25 protein-coding genes are annotated in these 21,642 nt (G+C 41.6%); 16 read left to right on the top strand and 9 right to left on the bottom strand.

Annotated elements, in window-relative coordinates; translation table 11 throughout:
• Positions 1-249 precede the first annotated feature (249 nt).
• Both L2096_RS15540 and cysK read left to right on the top strand, forming a co-directional pair.
• The gene (locus L2096_RS15540) at positions 250-786 is read left to right on the top strand and encodes a GNAT family N-acetyltransferase (protein WP_208477461.1); all 537 of its coding nucleotides are present in this window, start codon (positions 250-252) and stop codon (positions 784-786) included.
• Positions 787-874: 88 nt separating this feature from the next.
• Positions 875-1,873, top strand: coding sequence for a cysteine synthase A (gene cysK / locus L2096_RS15535; RefSeq protein WP_208477460.1), 999 nt, complete (start codon positions 875-877; stop codon positions 1,871-1,873).
• Between the two features lie 63 nt (positions 1,874-1,936).
• On the opposite strand, the gene L2096_RS15530 is transcribed toward cysK, so the two are convergent.
• Positions 1,937-2,443: a lytic transglycosylase domain-containing protein gene (locus L2096_RS15530; RefSeq protein ID WP_250365799.1), complete on the bottom strand. Its 507-nt coding sequence runs from the start codon at positions 2,441-2,443 to the stop codon at positions 1,937-1,939.
• A 271-nt stretch (positions 2,444-2,714) separates the two neighbouring features.
• On the opposite strand from L2096_RS15530, the gene L2096_RS15525 reads away from it, so the two are divergent.
• On the top strand, positions 2,715-3,110 hold the full coding sequence (locus L2096_RS15525) for a putative signal transducing protein (RefSeq protein WP_250365795.1): 396 nt from the start codon (positions 2,715-2,717) through the stop codon (positions 3,108-3,110).
• A gap of 22 nt (positions 3,111-3,132) precedes the next feature.
• Here the strand turns inward: L2096_RS15525 and L2096_RS15520 are convergent, their stop codons facing one another.
• Genes L2096_RS15520 through L2096_RS15495 form a run of 6 tightly spaced genes read right to left on the bottom strand, consistent with a single transcriptional unit; the run spans position 3,133 to position 8,980 of the window.
• On the bottom strand, positions 3,133-4,077 hold the full coding sequence (locus L2096_RS15520; protein ID WP_004947646.1) for a phosphatidate cytidylyltransferase: 945 nt from the start codon (positions 4,075-4,077) through the stop codon (positions 3,133-3,135).
• On the bottom strand, positions 4,074-4,757 hold the full coding sequence (locus tag L2096_RS15515; RefSeq protein ID WP_004947643.1) for a lysophospholipid acyltransferase family protein: 684 nt from the start codon (positions 4,755-4,757) through the stop codon (positions 4,074-4,076). Before L2096_RS15515 ends, L2096_RS15520 begins: the two co-directional genes overlap by 4 nt.
• A gap of 8 nt (positions 4,758-4,765) precedes the next feature.
• On the bottom strand, positions 4,766-5,206 hold the full coding sequence (locus L2096_RS15510) for a hypothetical protein (RefSeq protein ID WP_228154107.1): 441 nt from the start codon (positions 5,204-5,206) through the stop codon (positions 4,766-4,768).
• Positions 5,206-6,558: a phosphatase PAP2/dual specificity phosphatase family protein gene (locus L2096_RS15505; RefSeq protein WP_104125302.1), complete on the bottom strand. Its 1,353-nt coding sequence runs from the start codon at positions 6,556-6,558 to the stop codon at positions 5,206-5,208. Before L2096_RS15505 ends, L2096_RS15510 begins: the two co-directional genes overlap by 1 nt.
• A 19-nt stretch (positions 6,559-6,577) precedes the next feature.
• Positions 6,578-8,326 carry a bifunctional alpha/beta hydrolase/class I SAM-dependent methyltransferase gene (locus tag L2096_RS15500; RefSeq protein WP_250365794.1) on the bottom strand — a complete coding sequence of 583 codons (1,749 nt, stop codon included), beginning with the start codon at positions 8,324-8,326 and terminating at the stop codon, positions 6,578-6,580.
• An 18-nt stretch (positions 8,327-8,344) separates the two neighbouring features.
• On the bottom strand, positions 8,345-8,980 hold the full coding sequence (locus tag L2096_RS15495; protein WP_250365793.1) for a CDP-alcohol phosphatidyltransferase family protein: 636 nt from the start codon (positions 8,978-8,980) through the stop codon (positions 8,345-8,347).
• A gap of 157 nt (positions 8,981-9,137) precedes the next feature.
• Here L2096_RS15495 and ybaK point away from each other — a divergent pair, with 157 nt between their 5' ends.
• The 8 genes from ybaK (at position 9,138) to L2096_RS15455 (ending at position 17,332) form a co-directional block, all read left to right on the top strand.
• The gene (gene ybaK / locus L2096_RS15490) at positions 9,138-9,608 is read left to right on the top strand and encodes a Cys-tRNA(Pro) deacylase (RefSeq protein ID WP_004937900.1); all 471 of its coding nucleotides are present in this window, start codon (positions 9,138-9,140) and stop codon (positions 9,606-9,608) included.
• Positions 9,609-9,716: 108 nt separating this feature from the next.
• Positions 9,717-11,306: a histidine-type phosphatase gene (locus tag L2096_RS15485; protein WP_502801303.1), complete on the top strand. Its 1,590-nt coding sequence runs from the start codon at positions 9,717-9,719 to the stop codon at positions 11,304-11,306.
• Positions 11,307-11,536: 230 nt separating this feature from the next.
• Positions 11,537-13,678, top strand: coding sequence for a bifunctional mannitol-1-phosphate dehydrogenase/phosphatase (mtlD, locus tag L2096_RS15480; RefSeq protein ID WP_151764612.1), 2,142 nt, complete (start codon positions 11,537-11,539; stop codon positions 13,676-13,678).
• Positions 13,679-13,765: 87 nt separating this feature from the next.
• Complete coding sequence (locus L2096_RS15475; protein ID WP_250365792.1) at positions 13,766-14,404, top strand: 2'-5' RNA ligase family protein; 639 nt, start codon at positions 13,766-13,768, stop codon at positions 14,402-14,404.
• A 3-nt stretch (positions 14,405-14,407) separates the two neighbouring features.
• A complete protein-coding gene (gene cobU / locus L2096_RS15470; protein WP_119690880.1) occupies positions 14,408-14,929 on the top strand; it encodes a bifunctional adenosylcobinamide kinase/adenosylcobinamide-phosphate guanylyltransferase in 522 nt (173 codons plus the stop codon).
• Positions 14,926-15,975 carry a nicotinate-nucleotide--dimethylbenzimidazole phosphoribosyltransferase gene (cobT, locus tag L2096_RS15465; protein ID WP_250365791.1) on the top strand — a complete coding sequence of 350 codons (1,050 nt, stop codon included), beginning with the start codon at positions 14,926-14,928 and terminating at the stop codon, positions 15,973-15,975. Before cobU ends, cobT begins: the two co-directional genes overlap by 4 nt.
• A gap of 5 nt (positions 15,976-15,980) precedes the next feature.
• Entirely contained in the window at positions 15,981-16,592 is a 612-nt protein-coding gene (locus L2096_RS15460) for a histidine phosphatase family protein (protein WP_502801302.1), read from the top strand.
• Positions 16,589-17,332 carry an adenosylcobinamide-GDP ribazoletransferase gene (locus L2096_RS15455; RefSeq protein WP_250365790.1) on the top strand — a complete coding sequence of 248 codons (744 nt, stop codon included), beginning with the start codon at positions 16,589-16,591 and terminating at the stop codon, positions 17,330-17,332. Before L2096_RS15460 ends, L2096_RS15455 begins: the two co-directional genes overlap by 4 nt.
• A 26-nt stretch (positions 17,333-17,358) precedes the next feature.
• On the opposite strand, the gene L2096_RS15450 is transcribed toward L2096_RS15455, so the two are convergent.
• Positions 17,359-18,051 (bottom strand): LrgB family protein, encoded by a 693-nt coding sequence (locus tag L2096_RS15450; protein ID WP_104125311.1) that lies wholly within the window; start codon positions 18,049-18,051, stop codon positions 17,359-17,361.
• A complete protein-coding gene (locus L2096_RS15445; protein WP_250365789.1) occupies positions 18,048-18,476 on the bottom strand; it encodes a CidA/LrgA family protein in 429 nt (142 codons plus the stop codon). The genes L2096_RS15450 and L2096_RS15445 overlap by 4 nt, the downstream gene beginning before the upstream one ends.
• A gap of 116 nt (positions 18,477-18,592) precedes the next feature.
• Here L2096_RS15445 and L2096_RS15440 point away from each other — a divergent pair, with 116 nt between their 5' ends.
• From L2096_RS15440 to L2096_RS15420, 5 genes are all read left to right on the top strand, one after another.
• Positions 18,593-19,498 carry a LysR family transcriptional regulator gene (locus L2096_RS15440; RefSeq protein WP_250365788.1) on the top strand — a complete coding sequence of 302 codons (906 nt, stop codon included), beginning with the start codon at positions 18,593-18,595 and terminating at the stop codon, positions 19,496-19,498.
• A gap of 61 nt (positions 19,499-19,559) precedes the next feature.
• The gene (locus tag L2096_RS15435) at positions 19,560-19,976 is read left to right on the top strand and encodes a YeeE/YedE family protein (protein WP_250365787.1); all 417 of its coding nucleotides are present in this window, start codon (positions 19,560-19,562) and stop codon (positions 19,974-19,976) included.
• The gene (locus L2096_RS15430) at positions 19,976-20,386 is read left to right on the top strand and encodes a DUF6691 family protein (RefSeq protein ID WP_250365786.1); all 411 of its coding nucleotides are present in this window, start codon (positions 19,976-19,978) and stop codon (positions 20,384-20,386) included. Before L2096_RS15435 ends, L2096_RS15430 begins: the two co-directional genes overlap by 1 nt.
• Positions 20,387-20,390: 4 nt before the next feature.
• Entirely contained in the window at positions 20,391-21,269 is an 879-nt protein-coding gene (locus L2096_RS15425) for an MBL fold metallo-hydrolase (RefSeq protein WP_250365785.1), read from the top strand.
• Between the two features lie 3 nt (positions 21,270-21,272).
• Positions 21,273-21,632, top strand: a complete 360-nt coding sequence (locus L2096_RS15420; protein ID WP_004937858.1) for a YidH family protein — start codon at positions 21,273-21,275, stop codon at positions 21,630-21,632.
• The last annotated feature ends 10 nt before the right edge of the window (positions 21,633-21,642 follow it).

Genomic DNA, 21,642 nt, shown 5'->3' with positions numbered 1-21,642 from the left:
AGTGAAACCTCTTCGCGCTGATGGTAGTGTGGCGTTAGCCATGTGAGAGTAAGTCATCGCCAGCTTTTAAATACTAAGCCCCCTTAACATACGTTAAGGGGGCTTTTTTATACCTAAATGAAAGGGAAAGAAAAAAGAATAGAAGATTAAGAAGAGAAATAAAAAGCGCATGTCAAATTAGAAAATACAAAATCTGCCCAGCCCATCGGTCACTTTACGTTATGATGAATGAAAACGGAGGGATTTTGTGTGCAGTTTAAGGTAATAAGCGCGAGCGATTTAACGCATAACCAAAGAGAGCAAATCGCAAAATTATGTTTTGAGGCTTTTGATGAAGATCCTTGGAGCCAATATGCATTTATGCAAAATGCTGTGCATGTTATTGGATCAGTAGATAATGTGATTGTGTCACATGCTTTATGGACAAAAAGAAACTTCACTGTAAATACGCTTCAGAATATTGAAACGGCATATGTTGAGTATGTCACTACCGATTTGAGTATGCGGGGTAAAGGTTATGCATCGCAGTTACTTAAATATTTAATCCATTATTTAACTCTGAACCAGTATCCTCTTGCAGCTTTACAGCCTGAAGACAATGAGTTTTATAAAAAACTAGGTTGGTTACCATGGAAAGGTAATCTATATGTTCAAAATGGGCAGTCGTTGTATCAAACTGAAGACGTCGAGATTTTACTTTATCCATTGAATAATGAGATTGAGGCATATCTCAAGTCACAACATCAGCTTCTATGTACAGACTGGAGAGAAGGTGAGCTTTGGTAAATGAATCAGATTTTATGATGAGATTTGACAGGCTTATTTTGATTCTGAATAATGCATGAGAATCATTCCAACGCTAATAAGGATAGTTATGTCTACCGATCCACACTTCAAAACGCCTGAAAATCGTGGTGTTGCAGTTTATGCGAATAATGCTGATGCCATTGGTAATACGCCTTTAGTACGAATTAACCGTATTATTCAAACGGGTGCAACCGTGTTGGCAAAGGTAGAAAGCCGTAATCCTGCATTTTCAGTGAAATGTCGTATCGGTGCTGCACTGATTGCCGATGCTGAAAAGCGTGGCGTGCTTAAGCCGGGCATGCACATTGTGGAGCCAACAAGCGGCAATACTGGTATCGCATTGGCATTTGTTGCTGCTGCAAAAGGTTATCCAATTACACTCACAATGCCTGCAAGTATGAGTCTTGAGCGTCGTAAAGTGCTGAAAGCCTTTGGTGCGAATCTAGTTTTGACAGAACCAGCGAAAGGTATGAAAGGTGCTGTCGATGAAGCTGTCAGATTGGCAACAGAGCAACCTGAGCTCTATTTTTTACCTCAGCAATTTGAAAACCCTGCAAATCCGAAAATTCATGAAGAAACGACTGGTCCTGAGATTTGGGAAGCCACGCAAGGTCAAGTGGATATTCTGATAGCTGGTGTAGGAACTGGTGGTACGATCTCAGGTATTTCGCATTATTTTGAAAAAATACAAAACAAACCGATCTATTCGGTTGCAGTTGAGCCGGCAGAATCTCCAATTATCTCTCAAACCAAACGTGGTGAAGCCATCACTCCAGCCCCTCATAAAATTCAGGGAATTGGAGCAAACTTCATTCCAAAAAATCTAGATTTAGACATAGTCGATGAAGTGATCACGGTCGAGAGTGCAGAAGCGATTGAGTGGGCACGCAAGTGTGCAACTCAAGAAGGGATTTTGGTGGGGATATCATGTGGTGCAGCATTGGCTGCAGCAGCAAAAATTGCTGAAAGACCAGAAAATGCTGGAAAAACAATAGTCGTGATTTTACCTGATGCGGGTGAGCGTTATTTGTCTTCTGCACTTTTTGAAGGCATGTTTGACGAGTAATATCAAGAAGGAAGAAGCCTATGTAGGGCTTCTTCTGATTTGGGTATCGCTCAATAGGTTATACTAAAGTTCCTTTTTTAAAGTTTTTTCAAAACGTTTCACAGATCGCGCATATTTCTTAGCTTTGTGTCTTGTCCAAAAGCTCGATTTATATCCCGTTGGTCCTACATTATAGTAGGCGCTGGCTTTAAACCAACTTCCAGCCATGCTGTTATAGCGTTCTAAAATATAAGCACTACATTGAATATTGGTATATTCGTCCAACAAGTCGCCCGGACAGCTCTGTTGCCAGTAACTTGGAATAATTTGTGCCAGACCGACGGCTCCACCTGAAGAACGAGCGTAGGAATTATAATTCGACTCTTGACGAATCGTGGCTGCAATTAATAGTGGTGGTACATTATAGCGATCTGCACTTTGAATAATCATAGGTGAAATACGGTTCGCTGCATTCGGGGAAACTGAATAGGCACGCTGTAGTCCATGAGCAAGTTTATTTGAGCGTTCGACTACGGTTCCACTGTGTGGTCCTAGTGTCGTACATCCTGTAAAAATCAGACTGATTGTCATCACACTTAAGGTTTTTAAAGAATGAATCGGATTAATAAGAAATTTATGTTTATAAGATAACTGCGTAAATAAAGCCAAGGTGACGATCTATCAGAAATACTATTGTTCTGGATAGTAGTGATAAGCACATTTGAGGTCAATATATGATAACTTTTCATAACAACATGTTGCTCGCAACAGTAAAATGATGCTTATAAGCAAAATAAGTATTTTAACGCACGCTAAATTATGAAAGAAATTGCACTCAAGTAAATAATGTAGGACATCAAAAATGAAGTGGATGGTTATTGCGCAGTATTCATTTCCCTATGAGGCTCACATTGCAAAGGCTCGACTGGAATCGGTTGGTATTCCAGCATATATTGAAAATGAACATACTATTAATATGTATTGGCTGTATTCAAATGCTTTAGGCGGGGTACGTGTTTTAGTGCCTGATGAGCAGGTAGACACGGCACTTTATTTAATTTCTCAAGATTTTAGTCAAGATCTAGATAATGAGCTGAATCTGACTTCGGTACGATGCCCAAAATGCAACAGTACGCAAATTGAGCCATTTACTCAAGGCAAAAAAGCAGCTTTCATTGCGTTTTTTGTGATCAATGTTCCACTATTTATATACAAGCACGGCATGCGCTGTAAAACATGCCAGCACTTTTTTAATTAATATTTTGTTTGCTATTGATGCTTTAAGTCCACCAGTATCTCAAAATATGAAAGAAAATCGGCGCTGAAAAACAAACGGAGTCGATACGATCCAGCATCCCGCCATGACCTTGAATCAGTTGTCCCCAGTCTTTAACACCGCGATCGCGTTTGATTGCAGACATCACCAGTCCGCCAAAAAAGCCAAAAATACATACCACTAAACCAATTGCTGCTGCCTGCCAAAGATTAAAAGGCGTTAACCATTTCATGGCCACACCTAATGCGCTCGCCAGTATAACCCCACCAATTAAACCTTCAATCGTTTTAGACGGAGATAAAATAGGCGCAACTTTATGTTTGCCAAAGAGTTTGCCGCAAACGTATTGCAGTACATCTGAAGCTTGCACCACCATAATTAACCACATTGCCAGCCAGATTTTATCTCCATGAAAGTGAATTAAATTCAAATTGAGAAGTGCGGGCACATAAGAAACACAAAAGACACAGATCATCAGACCCCATTGAATTTTTGCACTTCGCTCTAAAAAATGTTTAGTATCTTCTTGTTTTAAACTTGCAATTGGAATAAGTAAAAAGGCGTAAAGTGGTATAAAAATAGAATATAACCCATACCAATCGGTATAAACCAAGTAATACTGATATGGAATCATAAAATAAAATGAAATGAGTAGAGGGAAATAATCACCACGTCGGGTTGGCAGTAGACTAATAAATTCACGTAAAGCAAATAACGAAATAAGCCCAAACAGCACAATAAATGCAATTTTTCCAAGTAAAATAGCGGTTGCAAGTACAATCAGCATGATCCACCATGCATTAATACGTGCATTTAAATTATCAATCACAGGGGAGGCTTGAGTGCCAGCGCGTTGCTTTAAAACAAAACCGATACTCGATGCAATAAGCAAAACGCCTGCAAAAATAGCAAAAAGCAGATAGGTTTGATATAAATTATGTGCCATCATTGATATTCCGCCTGTTTAAGTTTAAGCAGTTCATCTTGAGCAAGACTTAAAAAATGGTCTTTGTCTAATGCAGAAGATACTTGCAACGGACATCCAAAAATGACGCTAGAGAGTAACGGTAAAGGAATAAATGCACCTTTTGGCATGACTCGTTTCAGGTTTGAAATCCATACGGGTACAACTTCCACCTCGGGAAATGCCTGACTTAAATGATATAAACCACTTTTAAATTCGAGTAGTTCAATATCATCGTTTAAATTACGTGTGCCTTCAGGAAAAAAGATGATCGAATAGCCTTCTTGTAACACATCTTTGACGGGCTGTAAGGGATCTTCATGATGTTCTCGTTGGCGTTTAATAGTCACACCAGAGAATGTATCTTGAATTAAAAAGCGTCTGAAACCATCTTTTAACCAGTAATCTGATGCTGCAATGGGTCGGGTTTGTCTTCGAATCGCTTTGGGTAGTGATGACCAGAGCAAAATAAAATCGATATGGCTGGTGTGATTGGCATAGTAAATTCGTTGTTTCATTTCTGGTGCACAGCCTAACCAGACACTTCGCGCACCCGTCAATAACCGTGCACTGCGACGAATAATGAGCGAAATTAAACGCGCAAAAAGTCGACTGATTGTTGAGTTTGTGCGGGTAGTAGGATCAGATTGAGCAGGTATTGTCATTTTTATCTCTATGAATAGCCAGATAGCATTTGAATCAAACTCATCATTAACATAGCGTATTGCAGCACAAGAAGAACAATTTGTAGTTTAAATAATCGCTTGCATCCATTTAAACGCTCTGTCCAAGTTCGACCTGCTTTACTGTTTGGCATTAACTTTAACGCGATTAAAGCCAAATCCAGATCATGAGTTCGTTCATTTAGCATTTTGGGGTCATGCTCAGCCAAGTAAAGCAAGAGTTCTGCATCGAGTTTGACACGGATAGAGACATAAAGATGACTAAATATCAGAATAAAAATTACAGCAAAATAACCCCATATCCAGATTGTTGGCCAGAGCGCATAAAAGAAACATAAAATGCATAACACAAAAGCCACATAGCCTGCCATTAACAATGAATGGGTGCTTTGTAATACTTTTGCCAGTACAATAAACTGCATATGCATCATTAAAACTCCAACTTTTGAGCATAGTCATGTAGACATTGCATTTGCTCAATGTTCAAACGTACCCATGGTCGCTCCGTTTGAACGATACGTAGTGCATCTTCTGGATCACGTGCAAAGTTTTGATCAATCAGCCAGGCACACAAAATAGCGGTACTGCGTGAATAACCGAGTGCACAGAAAACAAGTAATTCATAAGGTCTTTCTGCTGCTTTAGATTTTTGAACGAGATCATCAAAAATACGCACTGCATATTTTAACTGTTTGGGTTGAAGCGGAATAAGATCTAGACTGAAATATGCTTGATAATGTTTTTGTGTGTGAACAGGCAATTCCGCGCAGCAATCAAATAATGCAGTGTAGTTCTTTGCCACAGATGACGTTGGTATTCTACCCAGATAAAGATTTCCAGATTGATAAGTCAAAATTTTGGAATCTTCTGGATGTTTTTTTGTCCAAAGTCGACTATTTAGCCAAGCCATGACCAAATAAGGCCCCAACAATAAAGTCGCTGCATGCGTTAAGCGACCGTTGGCTTGTTTCTGAAAAAAATGCGGTCTGACCAACAGATATGCCAATCCGACAATGGTTAAACTGACGGCAGGATAGAGCAACCAGAGTGTCCAGCTGGCATAATAAAATGCAATAAAGCTAAGCCCTAAAGCGCCAAAAAGATAATAACTGGCCAGACGAATGTGCCGTGATGTACGGTACTGAAGTGCATCCGCTTGATAAGGTGCTTTGACATGAAAAGGGAACAGCCAAATACATAAGGCGCCCGCCAACACACCTGTTGGAATATCGATAAAATGATGTTGCCATGTCGTCAGCACTGAAAGACCAATCAAAAAGGACCACAGATCTACGATCCATTTATATGGAGCAACTACATGCCGACGGTAGAAATCCCACAAAATAACCAGAAGCACAATATGCAAAGAGGGCGCCTGATTAAATGGCTTGTCAAACCCCATCAGCACATCAAACCAAACACCAAAAAAACCATCAAGTGCGGGCCGATCAAAGCTAAATTTAAGCGGGAAAAGTAAGAAGCAACTTACAGCAATTAGCTGTGCGGTGAATAATCTTAGCGCATGTTGTTTAAGTTCTAAGCGATTCCAGCACAATAGCAACGATAAACCATAAAATAGATCAATCGACCAATATGGAACAATCGTCCAAGGCCACAGCGGAATTTTATGCTCCCAGTCAAATACAATACTTCCAACGTAAGGGAGATTGTCGGCATATTGATTGGCAAAGCCATAACTTAAGAAAAAAAAGGGTGCTAAAAAAACTAAACAGAGAAGTCCCCATTTCCATGTGCCAGCCTGTAGTTCAAAATCTTGCTGCATATGCGTCTTTCTCTGATCTCTATTTGATTTTTTGGGCAACCGATACACTAAATATTCCAAATTCATCAATACATTGATCAATTTTTTTAAATCCGGCTTCTTCTACCAACGCATCAATTTCGGCTTGAGAACGTAAACGCATCACCCAAGCATCTCCCTGACGGTGTGAGGTGAGTGCACGAGCTATAAATTCTTGTTGAGGATGCCAGATCTGACCGGTGTAAATAAGGTAGCCTTCTTTTTCAATGGCTTGAGAAAGACCACGAAGTGACTGTCTGAGTAGATCATTATCACTAAACAGCTCGTACAATCCAGAGACCACCGCCAAAGTGATTTTAGGCTCAATACTCGCCAGTGAGGCTTCATCAAAGGCATCACCTTGTTTAAATACTGCAATATCGTCCAAACCACGAGAGCGAATTAGTGTATTACCTGCATTTACGTTCAGTGGGCTGTAATCTCTTAAAAGCACATGGGCTGGGCGCACAGAGAGATTTTGTATACCATCGAGAATATATCGGCCATGACCTGCGGCGATATCTAATAGCCTAAGTGGTTTTCCTGATTGATTTAGTTTTTCTGCATATTGAATAAGTAACTGCTCGATATGTTGCTTGCGTATACGAATTCCTCGCCAGCCTATGGCATTTAAATATTGTCGATCAATCAGCTTACCCAATATAGAGGTGCTTTCTGGCTGGTTGCGGTACACAAAATCAAGGGTACTTCCTGAGTCATATCCTGTATCTTCACCCAATTGAAGCCCTTTAGAAAATCGGCTGCCTATTTTTAAATTTTGCTTTGTGATCGACCAAAACCAGTGTTTCAGTGAATTACGAGGAAAAGGCGTACTTAACTGTTCAGCGGTCGCACAGCTTGGCCCGACTTTATCGGCATCTAATATATCTGGCGCGGTATAAGCGTGTGCGAAGCATTGGAGAATATAGCGGCGGATTTTCTGTACTGCAATATTGCGGTGCTGCTCTCCCAAAGTATCGTGATAAAAGCCTTCAAGTATATGGAATTCTTTATTGGGATGTGCCAGCCGCTGATAGAAAAGCTGTTGTGGTTTGCGATGTACGACAAAATCTGCGCCCGAACATAACACTTGAGTAGGCACAAAAATGTGTTGAGCATCGGCAACGATACGTTGAGCAGCTGTATACAACCCAAGTAACATGCGCACTGAAATTGCTTTGGCGATCTGTGGATCTTGAGCGTAGTCCGTTGCACGTTCGCGGTCATGCGTTAGCATGTTGGCTTTCACATAACTGGTAATAAAAAAGTTACCTTTTATCTTGCTGAGTAGTGACAAGCCTGGTTTTGCAAACGGAACATAGAGCTTAATATCAAAAGCAGGTGAGGCAAGACACAGTGCCCGAAGTGGCGGGGCATAATCATGCACCCATGTGGCAGTTAAAACAGCGCCTACACTCTGTGCCACAATGGCGATATCGGATGTTTTGATCTGATACTCAGCTTCGATATGTCGCATAAAGTATTGAATATCTTTGACACAAGCCGAAAAACTTGGTGCGTCTCCACGTTCGCCGGGTGATTGACCATGTCCTCGGGCATCCCATGCAAAAAAATCAAAATCTGGAAGATTCAGCTCTTCAACCAAGTGTGCCATACGTTCAGAGTGCTCATGACCCCGATGAAATAATACGATGGCTTTTTTCGCAGGTTGATGTGCTGCCGCCCAGCGCTGATAAAACAGGGTAGTTTCGTCATGTGTGATAAATTGATGATGACTGTTGTGATGCATAGTATTTTGTCCTGTTTATTATTTTGAATGAATTGCGTGTCGAACTCGATTCGATATTGTGAGCATTAAAAGTAAAGCCATAATACCTAAAAGGCCGTTTGCTACAGAATGAAGGATCTGCTCTGAAATGATGGAATTCAACTTACTTGCCAAAACAATCCAGAGGGCAAGAAGACTAAAACAGAATGCTCGATCACTTTTGCCCATGGGGCCATCATAGCGTCGTGCTTGACCAATAAGTGGCGCCATTACACCCGCATATTCACTTAAAATAGCCATAAAAATGACCGCCACTAAAAGTATCGGCTCGATAAAACCAAACGCGATAAAGCAGCCGTAGAGCGCCGTATCGGAAATCACATCACACAGCTCGTTTAGGTAAGCACCTAGCATTGTTTGCTGGTTGAATTCTCGTGCCAACATGCCATCTATAGCATTGAAACCCATACGCACCAACATCCAGAGCGGAATGAATAACCAAACAAAATAAGGCGCTATATTTTCATGTAGCAGCAAATAGGCTGCCAGAGCGACAGAAATCAGCATTGCGAGTACTGTAACTTGGTTGGCGGTTACTCCCTTGTGATAGAGCTGTTTTACCAAAGGTCGTAAAAGATTCTGAAACGCTGGTTTTAATTGATAAATTGAAGGCATTTTTCGTTTTTTTAGTTCAATCTAAAACTTATTCTTATCATTTTGACTTATAACTTACAAGCTGATGCCGAATTTAACTAAAATAGCCTAAGTAATTTTAAAATCTATATAAAAGAATTTATACTCAATTTGCTTTCAATCACTGGACTAAAACAACATGACACCTGCCTGTAAGCTTCTTAAAAATCAAAAGATTGAATTTAGTCTGCACGAATACGAACACGATCCGCAGGCTAAAAGTTTTGGTCTGGAAGCCGCCGAAAAATTGAATCTGAATGTCGAAGATGTGTTTAAAACACTTTTAGTCACCGACGACAAAAACTATTTCGTTGCGATATTACCTGTTAATCATCAGCTTAATCTAAAAAAAATTGCGTCGGCTTTGGGCTGTAAAAAATTACATATGTCGGATCCTAAAGAAGCGGAACGGCTGACTGGATATTTAGTGGGGGGGATTAGTCCGCTTGGACAAAAGAAACGACTTAAAACAGTCATTGATGCAACTGCGATCAATAAACCCAAAATTTATGTCAGTGGTGGAAAGCGTGGTTTAGACATTGGCGTTTCACCACAAGATTTGTCCAAACTTCTTGGCGCAGCATTTGCCGATTTACTCGATATCTCATGATATTTAAATGAATGTCTTTAAATGGTCGTGAAAGCTTCATTAAAATGACATCTTGACTGCGCAAAATCAGTCAACTTTTTTTAATGCCTAAACAAAATGAAAACAAGAATGCTGCTTTTGATGATCTTGACGGGGAGTGGGTTGATCGGACTGACAGGCTGTAATGACAGTTCGAATGATGATTCGACTACTACAACTTCAATTACAACCAACACATCTGGTTATTTTCAGACCAAAACACCTTATCAGGCGCAGCAGAGCATTGGTAGCTATCAGGCAGCACCGGCTGGATTTGAGCCCGTATTTACAGAACTGGTTGCGCGTCATGGTTCGCGCGGTCTATCGAGTATGAAATACGACTTGGCATTGTACAATCTCTGGAAACAGGCCAAGACAGACAATGCATTAACACCATTAGGAGAAAAGCTCGGCTCAGATCTTGAAGCGATGATGAAAGCCAATATCGTCCTTGGTTACGGCGTCGAGGGAATTCGCCAACCGGGTTATGGCAATGAAACTGGACTGGGGATAGACGAGCATCGCGGGATTGCAGATCGTTTGCTGCAACGCTTACCACAGCTTTTTAATGTCTCTGCGATGGGAAATCAGGATATTCTGGTGCAAAGTTCGGGGGTAGACCGAGCCGTAGACAGTGCCAAATTTTTTAGTAATGAACTTATACGCCAAAATGCCGCTTTATCAGGCAAAATTCGTCCTGCAAGCTATACGATTTTAAATACAAGTCTCAGTCCAACTGTTCAAGATCAGGGCGTCGACCGCTTCTTACTGTATTTTCACAGCTTAAATAAAGACACTGATGCAAGCGAAATCAATTCAAGCTTTAAACAACGCATTTTTGACGCCAGCATGAATTATCAAAACTTTGAAAGGAATGATCTTCAGTTACAGCAAAAGCTCAAACAACTTTCTAGTCAAACGCAAGCGCAGCAAGTTGCACTGACAGTGCTAGCTCCACTTTTTAAAGATGCATTTATTCAGAAGTTGGGAACGCCAGGTTATACCTTTAGCAACACGGGCTCTTTTTCAGCCACAGCATCAGACGGCACTGTGGTTACGGAAAAAGGAAAAGGCAAGAATACCATTAGTAGTGCAGTCGATGCTGCGGCATATTTATATGAGTTATATTCGATTGCACCGGGCATGAAAAAAGAATTGGTCAATACAGATTTTGCTCAATATATGCCACGAGAAGCAGCTAAATTTTATGCGGAATATAATGATGCCAACGATTTTTATGAAAAAGGACCAAGTTTTAGCGAGTCTAATCAGGTTACGAGTATGATGGCTCAAGGCTTGAAGCAAGACTTTTTTAACCAAGTCGATGCTTTGATGAATCAGCAGCAGTCACATAAAGCGGTTTTACGTTTTGCACATGCCGAAATCATCATCCCATTGGCGACTGCGTTTGAACTCAAAGGCATGATGACGCCGTTACCGCTTGTCCAAACTTATTCATACAGCAACAGCGCATGGCGTGGTGAAGATATTTCCCCAATGGCAGCCAATATGCAGTGGGATATTTATCAAAATGCGCAAGGTTATACCTTGGTCAAAATGCTTTACAACGAGAAAGAGACCTTATTTAAATCGAATTGTGACTATGCTCGCTACGCACCGAATAGCTATTTTTATGATTATCTGAAATTGAAACAGTGCTACAACATTTCAAATTTTTAACAGATTTTGCGTGGGCAGCAGTGTTTGACTGCTGTCCAATTCTTACATTTAGTTTCATAGATTTCTTATAAAAACAATATTTTCTGATTGATTTGATTAAAAATGTTGAATAATAGACTATATTTTGTTTAAAAAATAATCAAAAATGTTTCATTTATTAAGATCAGCCCGCAAAAGACGATTTATTGGTTACTCTAAAAAACAACAAATTATAAACAAAGGGGAAAAATATGCTGATATTTCACTCGTTTTCTGTTCAGGGCGCGCTTTTTGATATGGATGGTACAATGTTTGATACTGAACGACTTCGGTTTCAAACATTGAAACAGGCATCTCAAGAACTCCTTGGGCAGAGCTTTTCAGATGACTACTTAATGCAGTGTTTGGGTTTAAGTGCAACTACAGCAGAGCAGTTGGCCAAAGAGCGCTACGGCGAGCACGTTCCTTATCAGAAGATTCGCCAGCGCGCCGATGTGCTCGAACTCGAACGTGTCCGTAACGAAGGTGTACCGATTAAAAAAGGCTTGGTGCAAGTTTTGGAGCGTTTACGCAAATCGGGATTACGTATGGCAGTTGCCACGTCGAGCCGCCGAGCGATTGCAGAAGAATATCTGATTAATGCCAATGTATATAAGTTTTTTGATGTGCTGGTTTGTGGCGATGAGGTGACTTGCGGTAAACCTCATCCTGAAATTTTTGAAAAAGCGGCAGAGCAGCTCAACCTTAAGCCGACGCAATGTTTAATGTTCGAAGATTCTGAAAATGGCATTTCATCTGCACATGCAGCGGGTGGTGTGACTATTTTGCTCAAAGACATTAAAACGCCAAATGACAACATGCTTTCAAAAGCAAATTTTTACTACGAAACCATGTATGACTGTTTGCATGATCTGGATCAATTTGTCGCAACGATGGACATGCCTGAACTCGATGCGTCATTTCCGCAGTCATTAAATCAGCTCACCGTTGGCATTCATGGTTTTGGGGCAATCGGCGGCGGATATCTGGCTCAGATTCTCTCGCATTGGGATGGTTATACACGACCGCAGCGCATCTTGGCTTCCACCAGAAATTCCTTATATCGTGAAGCCGTCAATGCATTTGGTACCTACTGTATCCGTTATGGGCAACGTTCTTATGATGAGCGTATAGAATACATGTCGGTGATCGATGCCGATAATGAACAACAAATGCTGGATATGTATCTCGAATCGTCTTTGATCGCGTTATGCTTACCCGAACAAGCGATTCAAGATGAAGCCAAAATCATTGCAAAAGGCCTCTATGCACGTTATGCCTCCCAAACAATGCAAAATCATCATCCACTGACGTTTTTAATTATTTTAAATAAAGTCGGCGCTAAAAAGATGGTGATCGATCATATCCGTGACGCTTTGGCTCAGCTTTCAACCGTTGAGATTGCAGAACAAATCATGCAACAGCATTATTTTTGCGACACGGTGGTCAACCGCATGGTTTCAAAATTGTCAGAGCAAAATCTATATCGACAACTTAAGATTAAATACAACTTTTTTAAGCAATATCAGTCGGATGTAGAATGCGATAATGTCGAGATTGAAGATACGTCTAAGTTATCGAGTGAGCAAGAGCATCAAGCTGCGATGTATATCGATGATATGCGTCGAAATTTTCAGCCAAGCCATATTTTGCAAACGATGGATCTGATTTTGTTCAATAGCGAAGTAGATATGCCAATTTATGTAGAAAATTGCAGTCCGCTTTTAGCTAAATTAAGGCAAGTCATCCGAGTAGATAACATTGCAGATATTCAATTGATCAAGAATCGTTTATGGAACGGTGTACACGCCATGATCGCTTGGTATGCAGCGACGCTCGAACACGACACCATTGGAATTGCAATGGGAGATTCACGTGTAAAGGATTTTGCTGATGCATTGATCGGTAATGTACAGGCGGGATTGAGTCGGCAGTTGCCTCATCGTGAAAAAGATTTACAGCGTTTGGCCAAAAGCTTCATCGAATCGTGCCAATACGCCTATAAAGACCCATGTGAACGTGTGGCACGCGATCCCTTACGTAAACTCAGTTATCCCGAACGTGTTTTTGGTTCGATTGCCATAAATCTTCAGCATGACCAATCTATCGATGTCCTAATTGTTGGCGCAGCGTTGGGTTATTACTACGCGCAACATGCGCAAAAGCAGCCTTTAGCAACAATTCAGGCACATTTACAGCAAACGTTAGATGCTATGAATATCGCTGCCAAGCACAAACATCTAATCAAGCAGCAAATCCTAAACTATTTAACCGAATGGAATGAAAACCCTGAACAGCTGCTGTCAACGAGTTTTTTGCAAGATGCATTAGAACATCATGCTGTAAGCGCTTGATCTAGACAATTGATTTCTAAATTTAAGCGCACTACAGAATCTAAAAGCATGTTTTAATATTGGTCTTAAAGTTTTCGGTGCCATGATGTGTTTATCAAGCCAAATCAGTTTGTTATACCAACCGAGCAACGTGATTATAGCGAATGGCACCGTGGACGCACACGTTATGCACTATGGTATTTGTTGCTTGATCAGGTTAAACATGCAGAGATAATCAAACAGCTTGATCAGATCCGTCATCAGTTTTCGGACTGTTTAATAAAATCTTCAAACCGCCAATACCATATTACATTGTTTATTGGCGGTTTTTTGACATGTGATGAGTCTATTTATAACGATGATTTTCCACAGTCATTGTTTGTCAAACAACAGCAACAGCTTGAATCTTTAAATTTATCTCATTCGATCACACTAAAGTTGACCGCTGTAAATAGCTTCGAAAGTGCGCTTTTTGTGCAGGTGAGTGACTCACTGCATCAACTCACATCGATCCGATCCGCTTTAAGATTAGCCCAACATACTGAAGTGGCTGCGCAAACATACTGTGCGCATATTACATTGGGGCTTTACGCTCAAAAAGTGATGGGACAAGATGTTTTGCAGCGTTTGGATGCATGTGCAGCACTTGATGTAGAACTCGAATTTGATCAAATCCATTTTGGTTATTACAGTGCGCAAACACTGCAAGGCCCGTTACATTCACTTTATTGTTTTAATCTGGAATGATCTATGCTACAGCTGATCTTGGGCGGCGCACGCTCTGGAAAAAGTCGACATGCAGAGAAAACTGCTAAATCCTTTGCGTGTCCTGTGATTTATATTGCGACCGCAGAAGCGCGAGATGCTGAAATGCGGGAGCGAATTCGCCATCATCAATCACAACGGCCCGTCGAATGGAACCTAGTGGAAGCACCACTCGATTTAGTCGATCAGTTGCTGGCACATGATCATGACAATCAAGTAATACTGATTGATTGCTTAACGTTGTGGCTGAGTAATCTTTTAATCACAGAAGATGTGCATTTTCAGTCACAGCAATGCGATCGATTGGTTCAAATCTTACCGACTTTAAAATCGGATGTGATCATGGTCAGTAATGAAACAGGCCTTGGTGTGGTTCCGATGGGAGAACTGAGCCGCCGTTTTGTCGATGAGTCAGGCCGATTACACCAGCGTTTAGGCGAGGTGGTCGATAAAGTAGAGTTTTGTGTTGCGGGTTTTGCAATGTGTTTAAAAGGAGAGGCATCGTGAATTGGTGGATGGCACAGATTAGACCTGTAAATCAAATCGCACAGCAAATGGCCGAGCAGCGACAGCTTCAATTGACAAAGCCGGCAGGCTCACTTGGAATGCTTGAGCAGGTGGTGATTCAGCTTGCTGGATTACAAGGTACACCTCATCCGCAGCTTTGCAAGCCGTGGATCAGCATTTTTGCAGGCGATCACGGCATTATGCAAGAGCAGATTTCGGCTTTTCCGCAAGCGGTCACGCGCCAGATGCTACAAAACTTTGCAACAGGTGGGGCATGTATCAGTGTGATCGCACGTGAACACGCTGCTCACTTACAGGTGATTGATTGCGGAACGGTGGGTGAGGCTTATCACATCGATGGCGTTGAAACCCATTGTATCCGTGTAGGAACAGCAAATTTTATTCAAACTCAAGCTATGATGGCATTCGAGTGTCAACAGGCATTAAATTTAGGGCGTGAAAGTGTCGAAAAAGCCCAGATCGCCCAAGCAGATATATACATTGCAGGTGAGATGGGTATTGGAAATACCTGTTCGGCTGCTGCGTTAGCCTGTTTACTTTTAAATGAAGATCCAGATCAGCTCACAGGCGTAGGAACGGGTATCGATGCAGATAAACTTAAACACAAAAAGGCAGTGATTCAAACTGCGCTGAATCTACATCGAGAAGCAAAAGGTAATGCCTTTCAATCACTGTGTGCAGTAGGCGGGCTTGAAATTGCTGCCATGACAGGTGCCTATATACGCGCTGCTCAATTAGGAATCGCGATGGTGGTGGATGGTTTTATCAGTTCGGTAGCAGCACTCTGTGCTGTACATTTAAATCCAGATGTTCGTGGGTGGATGATTTTTGGCCATGCCTCTGCCGAATACGGGCACCGCCGAGTGCTTGAAGCATTAAATGCAACTCCACTGCTCCAGCTTAATTTACGTTTAGGTGAAGGAAGTGGGGCGGGTGCAGCGCTTGGTTTGATTAAGCTTGCATGCAGCTTGCACAATCAAATGGCCACATTTGCTCAAGCGGCTGTGTCGGATCATACAGGCTAACCGAAATGAATCTGCCAATCATTCGACTCGATCTATTGCGCCACGGAGCCACCGAGCAAGGGCATACTTTACGTGGTCATATCGATGATGCACTGACAGTAGAAGGGCTTGCGCAGATGCAGGCATCAATCGATGCACATAGCAACCAAAACTGGCATGTGATTGTAAGTTCGCCTTTATTACGCTGTGCTCACTTTGCAGCGCCTTTGGCACAGCGCTTGGCGTGTCCATATATAGAAGTTGAGGCACTCAAAGAAATGTATTTTGGTGAGTGGGAAGGTAAAACCACCCAATCCATATATGAGCAATCACCCGAAGAATTGGCAAACTTCTGGCAGTGCCCTACACAGTACAGTGCTCCACAAGGTGAACGGCTAATCGATTTTCAAACACGGGTTTTAAATGCCTTGAAAAAACTCATCGAACTGATGTCGGTGCGGCATCAGTCGCATGCTTTGGTGGTGACGCATGGCGGGGTAATCAAACTATTACGCTGTCTTGCGCAGCAGCGCCCGTTAGACGAGCTCTTGACCATGCAAGCACCTTTAGGTGAGCTGGTTACACTGCAATTAAGCACTCAGGATGATCAGTTAATGATTCAAGAGATGTATCAATGATGCCGTTTTGGATTGCCTTACAGTTTTTGACGATTTTACCTGTACAGCTTGATCGCATGCCGACAGCAGAAGAAAATGCGCGAGCTGTGTTGTTTTATCCTGTGGTTGGGCTACTTTTAGGTGGGCTTTTATACGCTCTGGCGCTGCTTCTTGTACCAGTGCCAACCATTTTAACAGCAGTGCTCATAACGGTTTTCTGGATAGGCCTGACAGGCGGATTGCATCTTGATGGTTTGGCAGACACGGCCGATGCATGGGTGGGGGGCTTTGGAGACAAAACCCGAACGCTTGAAATTATGAAAGACCCTGCATGCGGGCCTATAGGTGTATTAAGCTTAATTGCGCTGGTTCTTGTTAAAGTGTGCTGTGTATATTTGCTTTTGATGCAAAGTCAGACACTATTTTTAATTTTTGTACTGGCACTGAGCCGCACAGTCCCCATATTACTGTTTTTGAGCACACCTTATGTACGCAAAAAAGGCTTAGGGCGCGATATTGCGGCAAGAATTCCTAGATTATATGCATACTTGATTTTAATCTTGATTGCACTCGGAGGCATCAACTGGGGCTTACGAGGTATGTTGGCTGTCTTGGTTTCGATAACGACCATTATTTTTTTGCGTAGATGTTTTATCAAACGTATCGATGGCATCACAGGAGATACCATCGGGGCGAGTATTGAAATTGTTGAAGCCATGCTCATCTTAAGCTTTGTTTTGCTTGGCTATTATTTGCTGTAATCCGACTTTGGTGTTGAGAGTTTCAATTAACCTAGTAACTTGATAACCAGATGAATCAGGCTCGGACCAGCCACCACCATAAAAATACCAGAAAGTACCATCGTGAGACTGGCAATCACGCCTTCATCTTTATGCCGGGCATAGGCTTTACTGGTGCCAAAGCCATGCGCTGCATTGCCTAAAGAGGCACCTTGTGCCAGCGTAGAGCGTAAGCGCAAAATCGCCAATACCACATCACCGAGTACCATGCCTGTAATTCCGGTGATCATGGTAAAAACAATCACCAGTTGCACCGATCCACCGATGTGTGCCGTGAGTGCCATGGCAAATGGTGTCGAAATTGAGCGCGACATTAAACTAAGCGTGGTTTGCTCATCAAAATGAAACCATCTTGCCAGATAAAATGCACTCACAATACCCGCCGTCATACCAATACATATTCCGAATCCGATTGCCAATGCATGACGACGGATGATACCCCGATATTCATAAATTGGAATAGCAAACGCGACAGTAGCTGGGCCAAGCATCCACACAATCCACTGGTTATCTTGCATATAGGTGTTATAGGAAATATTGAAAGCCACCAATATAAGTATGATGATGGCCGGCAATAAAATGGCGGGTGAAAGCAGTAAATAGGGAAAGCGTTGGTGTAGGGCTTTGACCAGCACGTAACCAGCGAAGGTTCCGATTAAACACAAAAGTGATAGCATCATGACAATGACTCACTTTTACTATTACCTTTGCCAAAGCGAAACGAATGTTGAAGCCATTGTTCAAGCTTAAAGCACAAATGGACTGTATATACGGTTGCAAGCATGACGCATACTGTACCAAGTACGACCGCCGTGATGAGCTGCAAGCCTTCGCTAAGAAAAAGCACTTTATAGTTCATTAGCCCGACCACACAGGGAACAAAAAATAGAACCAGTTCGCTCAAAATAAAATCTGAGCCCGATTTAATCCAGTTCAGCTTAAAAGTTCCACTGAGTAATCCGAGCAACACCAAAAATAACCCAATCACACCAGCCGGAATCGGAAGTTGAAACAGCTTTTGAATCAGTGATCCTATCCACCACAGCATGATCAAAAGGCCGATCTGTAAACTTATTTTTGCCAAAACCGAATAACGTGAGTTCATCACCAGAAGTATCCTAAACTTATGCGGGAGAAAGTGATGTAATTAGTTTAAATCGACTTTTTATATCAAATTATGAATAATAAAATTATAATTATGCTGTATTGGAATGTTTGATTGTGGATATTAAAGCCTTAAAAATTTTTGTGCAGATTGTTCAATCGCAAAGTTTTACACTTGCGGCTGAACATATGTTTGTAACTCAACCGACCGTAAGTAAGGCCATTTCTCTTTTAGAGAATGAACTCGGAACAGCACTATTTAAAAAAGGCGAGGCAGGGCGTAAGCGTGAAATTGAACTGACCTATACTGGTGAACTGGTTTATCAGCATGCATTAAAAATTTTAGCCGAACAAAAGAAAATCTATGAAACCCTAGAAGATATCAAGCAGCTCAAAAAGGGCAAGTTAACTTTAGGTTTACCTCCTTTAGGCTCTGTTCTACTTACTCCTCTAATTGCAATGTTTCATAAACAGTATCCCAACATTGAATTAAGTTTTTTGGAAGTGGGTTCCAATACCATTGAGCAGGCGATTTTAGCGAAAAAAATTGACGTTGGAATTTTATTGAGCCATCTCAATCCGGTACTGGCGACCATACCCATTATCGATTCTCCACTGTATTTACTTGCAGCAAAAGATTCACACTGGAAACATCATGAAGCTGTGGTATTGAGTGATTTACGTGAAGAGTCATTTTTGTTGTACGACGATAGCTTTACCCTGAACCATTTAATTTTACAAGCAGCACAACTTGAAGGCTTTCAACCCAAAATCGTATGTAAAAGTAGTCAGTGGGATTTTATTGCCAAGCTAGTCGAGTTTTCGATGGGTGTTGCACTGTTGCCAAAAATTTATTGTGATCAACTTGATGCCTCCAGATTTATGATAATCCCTTTGATTAACACACCGCTACGCTGGACCTTAAGTATGGCATGGAATACCTCCGTACCCATGACTAGTGCTACCCAAGCGTGGTTAAAGATTGTAGAGCAACATAAGCAGCAGATTGGGTTTAAAAAATAACTTGAACAAATTATAAAATAATATATTATAAAAATGTATATTGTTAAGTGAGGCTAAGCACATGCACGAAGTTCTGTTGGCTTTTTTTGGAGGTATGCTTCTGGGGCTTGCTGTTGTTGGATATCTATATGTTCATGGGCGCATTGCCGGCATTAGTGGCCTGATTGCACAACAATTCGGTTCGGGCTTGCCAACAAAGTCACCTGCATTTTGGTTTTTGTCTGGACTCATTTTCACCTCATTTGTAGTCGGGCTATTCTGGCAACCAGAAATTCAGCTTAATAGTCATCCATTGATACTGATTATTGCGGGTTTACTGGTGGGATTTGGTACACGTTTAGGATCAGGATGTACCAGTGGACATGGCATATGTGGCTTAAGTCGATTGTCATTACGCTCAATTATGGCAACGTTTACCTTTATGCTCACCGGTTTTATCACGGTTTATGTATTACGTCATATCATTGGAGGATTCTAATGAAAAATCTCCTTGCATTTGCTTTTGGTGCTTTATTTGCTTTGGGTCTGTTAATCTCTGGTATGTCAAACCCTGCTAAAGTTTTGTCTTTTTTAGACTTATTTGGAAATTGGGATATCAGCCTTGCCTTTGTTATGCTGGGTGCTATTGTGATCGCATTTCTGCCGTTTCAGCGCGCCATCAGACACACAAAAACTTGGTTAGGTGAAAAAATTGATTTGCCTTCAAATCAGCAAATAGATAAAAAACTCATTATTGGTGCGATCTTGTTTGGTGTGGGCTGGGGGATCGCAGGTGTATGTCCTGCACCTGCATTGACATTGATTGGGCTTGGGCACTTTCAGGTTTTGTATTTTGTAGTTGCCATGTTGATTGGCATGTATATTCATCGTAAATGGTTTGGAGTATAAGCCCATGTCTCTTATGAAGCCGCAAGTAACTGCATTTTTTGATGAATCGACCAAGACCTTCAGCTATGTAGTGACTGATCCAGACACCAAAATCAGTGCCATCATAGATAGCGTGCTGGATTATGATGCTGCATCTGCAACCACATCGACCGTACATGCCGATCAGATTGTTGAGTATGTCAATCAACATCGCCTTAGTATTGCTTGGATTCTTGAGACACATGTACACGCTGACCATTTAACGGCTTCGCAATATTTAAAAGAGCAGCTGGGTGGCCGAGTGGCCATGAGTGAAAAAATTAGTACGGTACAAGACACCTTTAGCCACATCTATCATCTAAATGCAGAAGCATTCAAAGCAAAGCATACTTTTGATTATTTGTTTAAGGACGGTGAGAAGTTTCAAATTGGTAATTTAAAGGCTTACAATATTCCAACGCCAGGGCATACGCCCGCTTGTTTAAGTTATGTGATTGGCGATGCTGTGTTTGTAGGAGATACCCTGTTTATGCCAGACTACGGCACCGCGCGCTGTGATTTTCCTAAAGGCAGTGCAAGCCAGTTATTTGACTCGGTACAACGCTTATATCAATTGCCTGAATCCACACGGATGTTTTTGTGTCACGACTATTTGCCAGAGAGCCGAAAAGACTATGTGTACGAAACTGATGTGCGTACGCAAAAGGTTCACAATGTGCATATACATGAAGGTACATCTAAATTTGATTTTGTCGAAATGCGTCAGGCGCGTGACGCAACATTGGCAATGCCCAAACTTATTTTACCGGCGATTCAGATCAATATGAATGCGGGGAAATTTCCAGAACCGGAAGCCAATGGTCAGCGTTACCTCAAACTTCCTTTGAATTACTTTAAAGTCTAAATTATGTCTAATCTTGAAGATCCGCGCGTTTTACTCGCGCTTGAACGTACTTTACTGGCATGGAACCGAAGCAGTCTTGCCCTGATTGCTTTTGGTTTTTTAATTGAAAAATCGACACTTTTGGTACATTTGATTGATCCAGTGCGTTATCACGACAAAATTATTTTCAATCGCTGGTTAGGCGTGATCGTGATCGTGATGGGCGTTGTGGTCAGTATTCTTTCGATCCAGCAGTATCGAATAGCACTACGTTCTCTTACACCGCTCGAAATGATACCTGGGTACAAAACCAATCTTGCCAGTGTATTAAGCTATTTCACCATTTTAGGTGCAATTATGCTGATTATTTCATTTTGGATGTAGTTTTTAACAG

Source organism: Acinetobacter sp. ACZLY 512 (assembly GCF_023614015.1).
GTDB lineage: Bacteria > Pseudomonadota > Gammaproteobacteria > Pseudomonadales > Moraxellaceae > Acinetobacter > Acinetobacter soli.
Note: the sequence above shows the minus strand (reverse complement) of the source record. Positions and strands in the feature narration are given on the sequence as shown.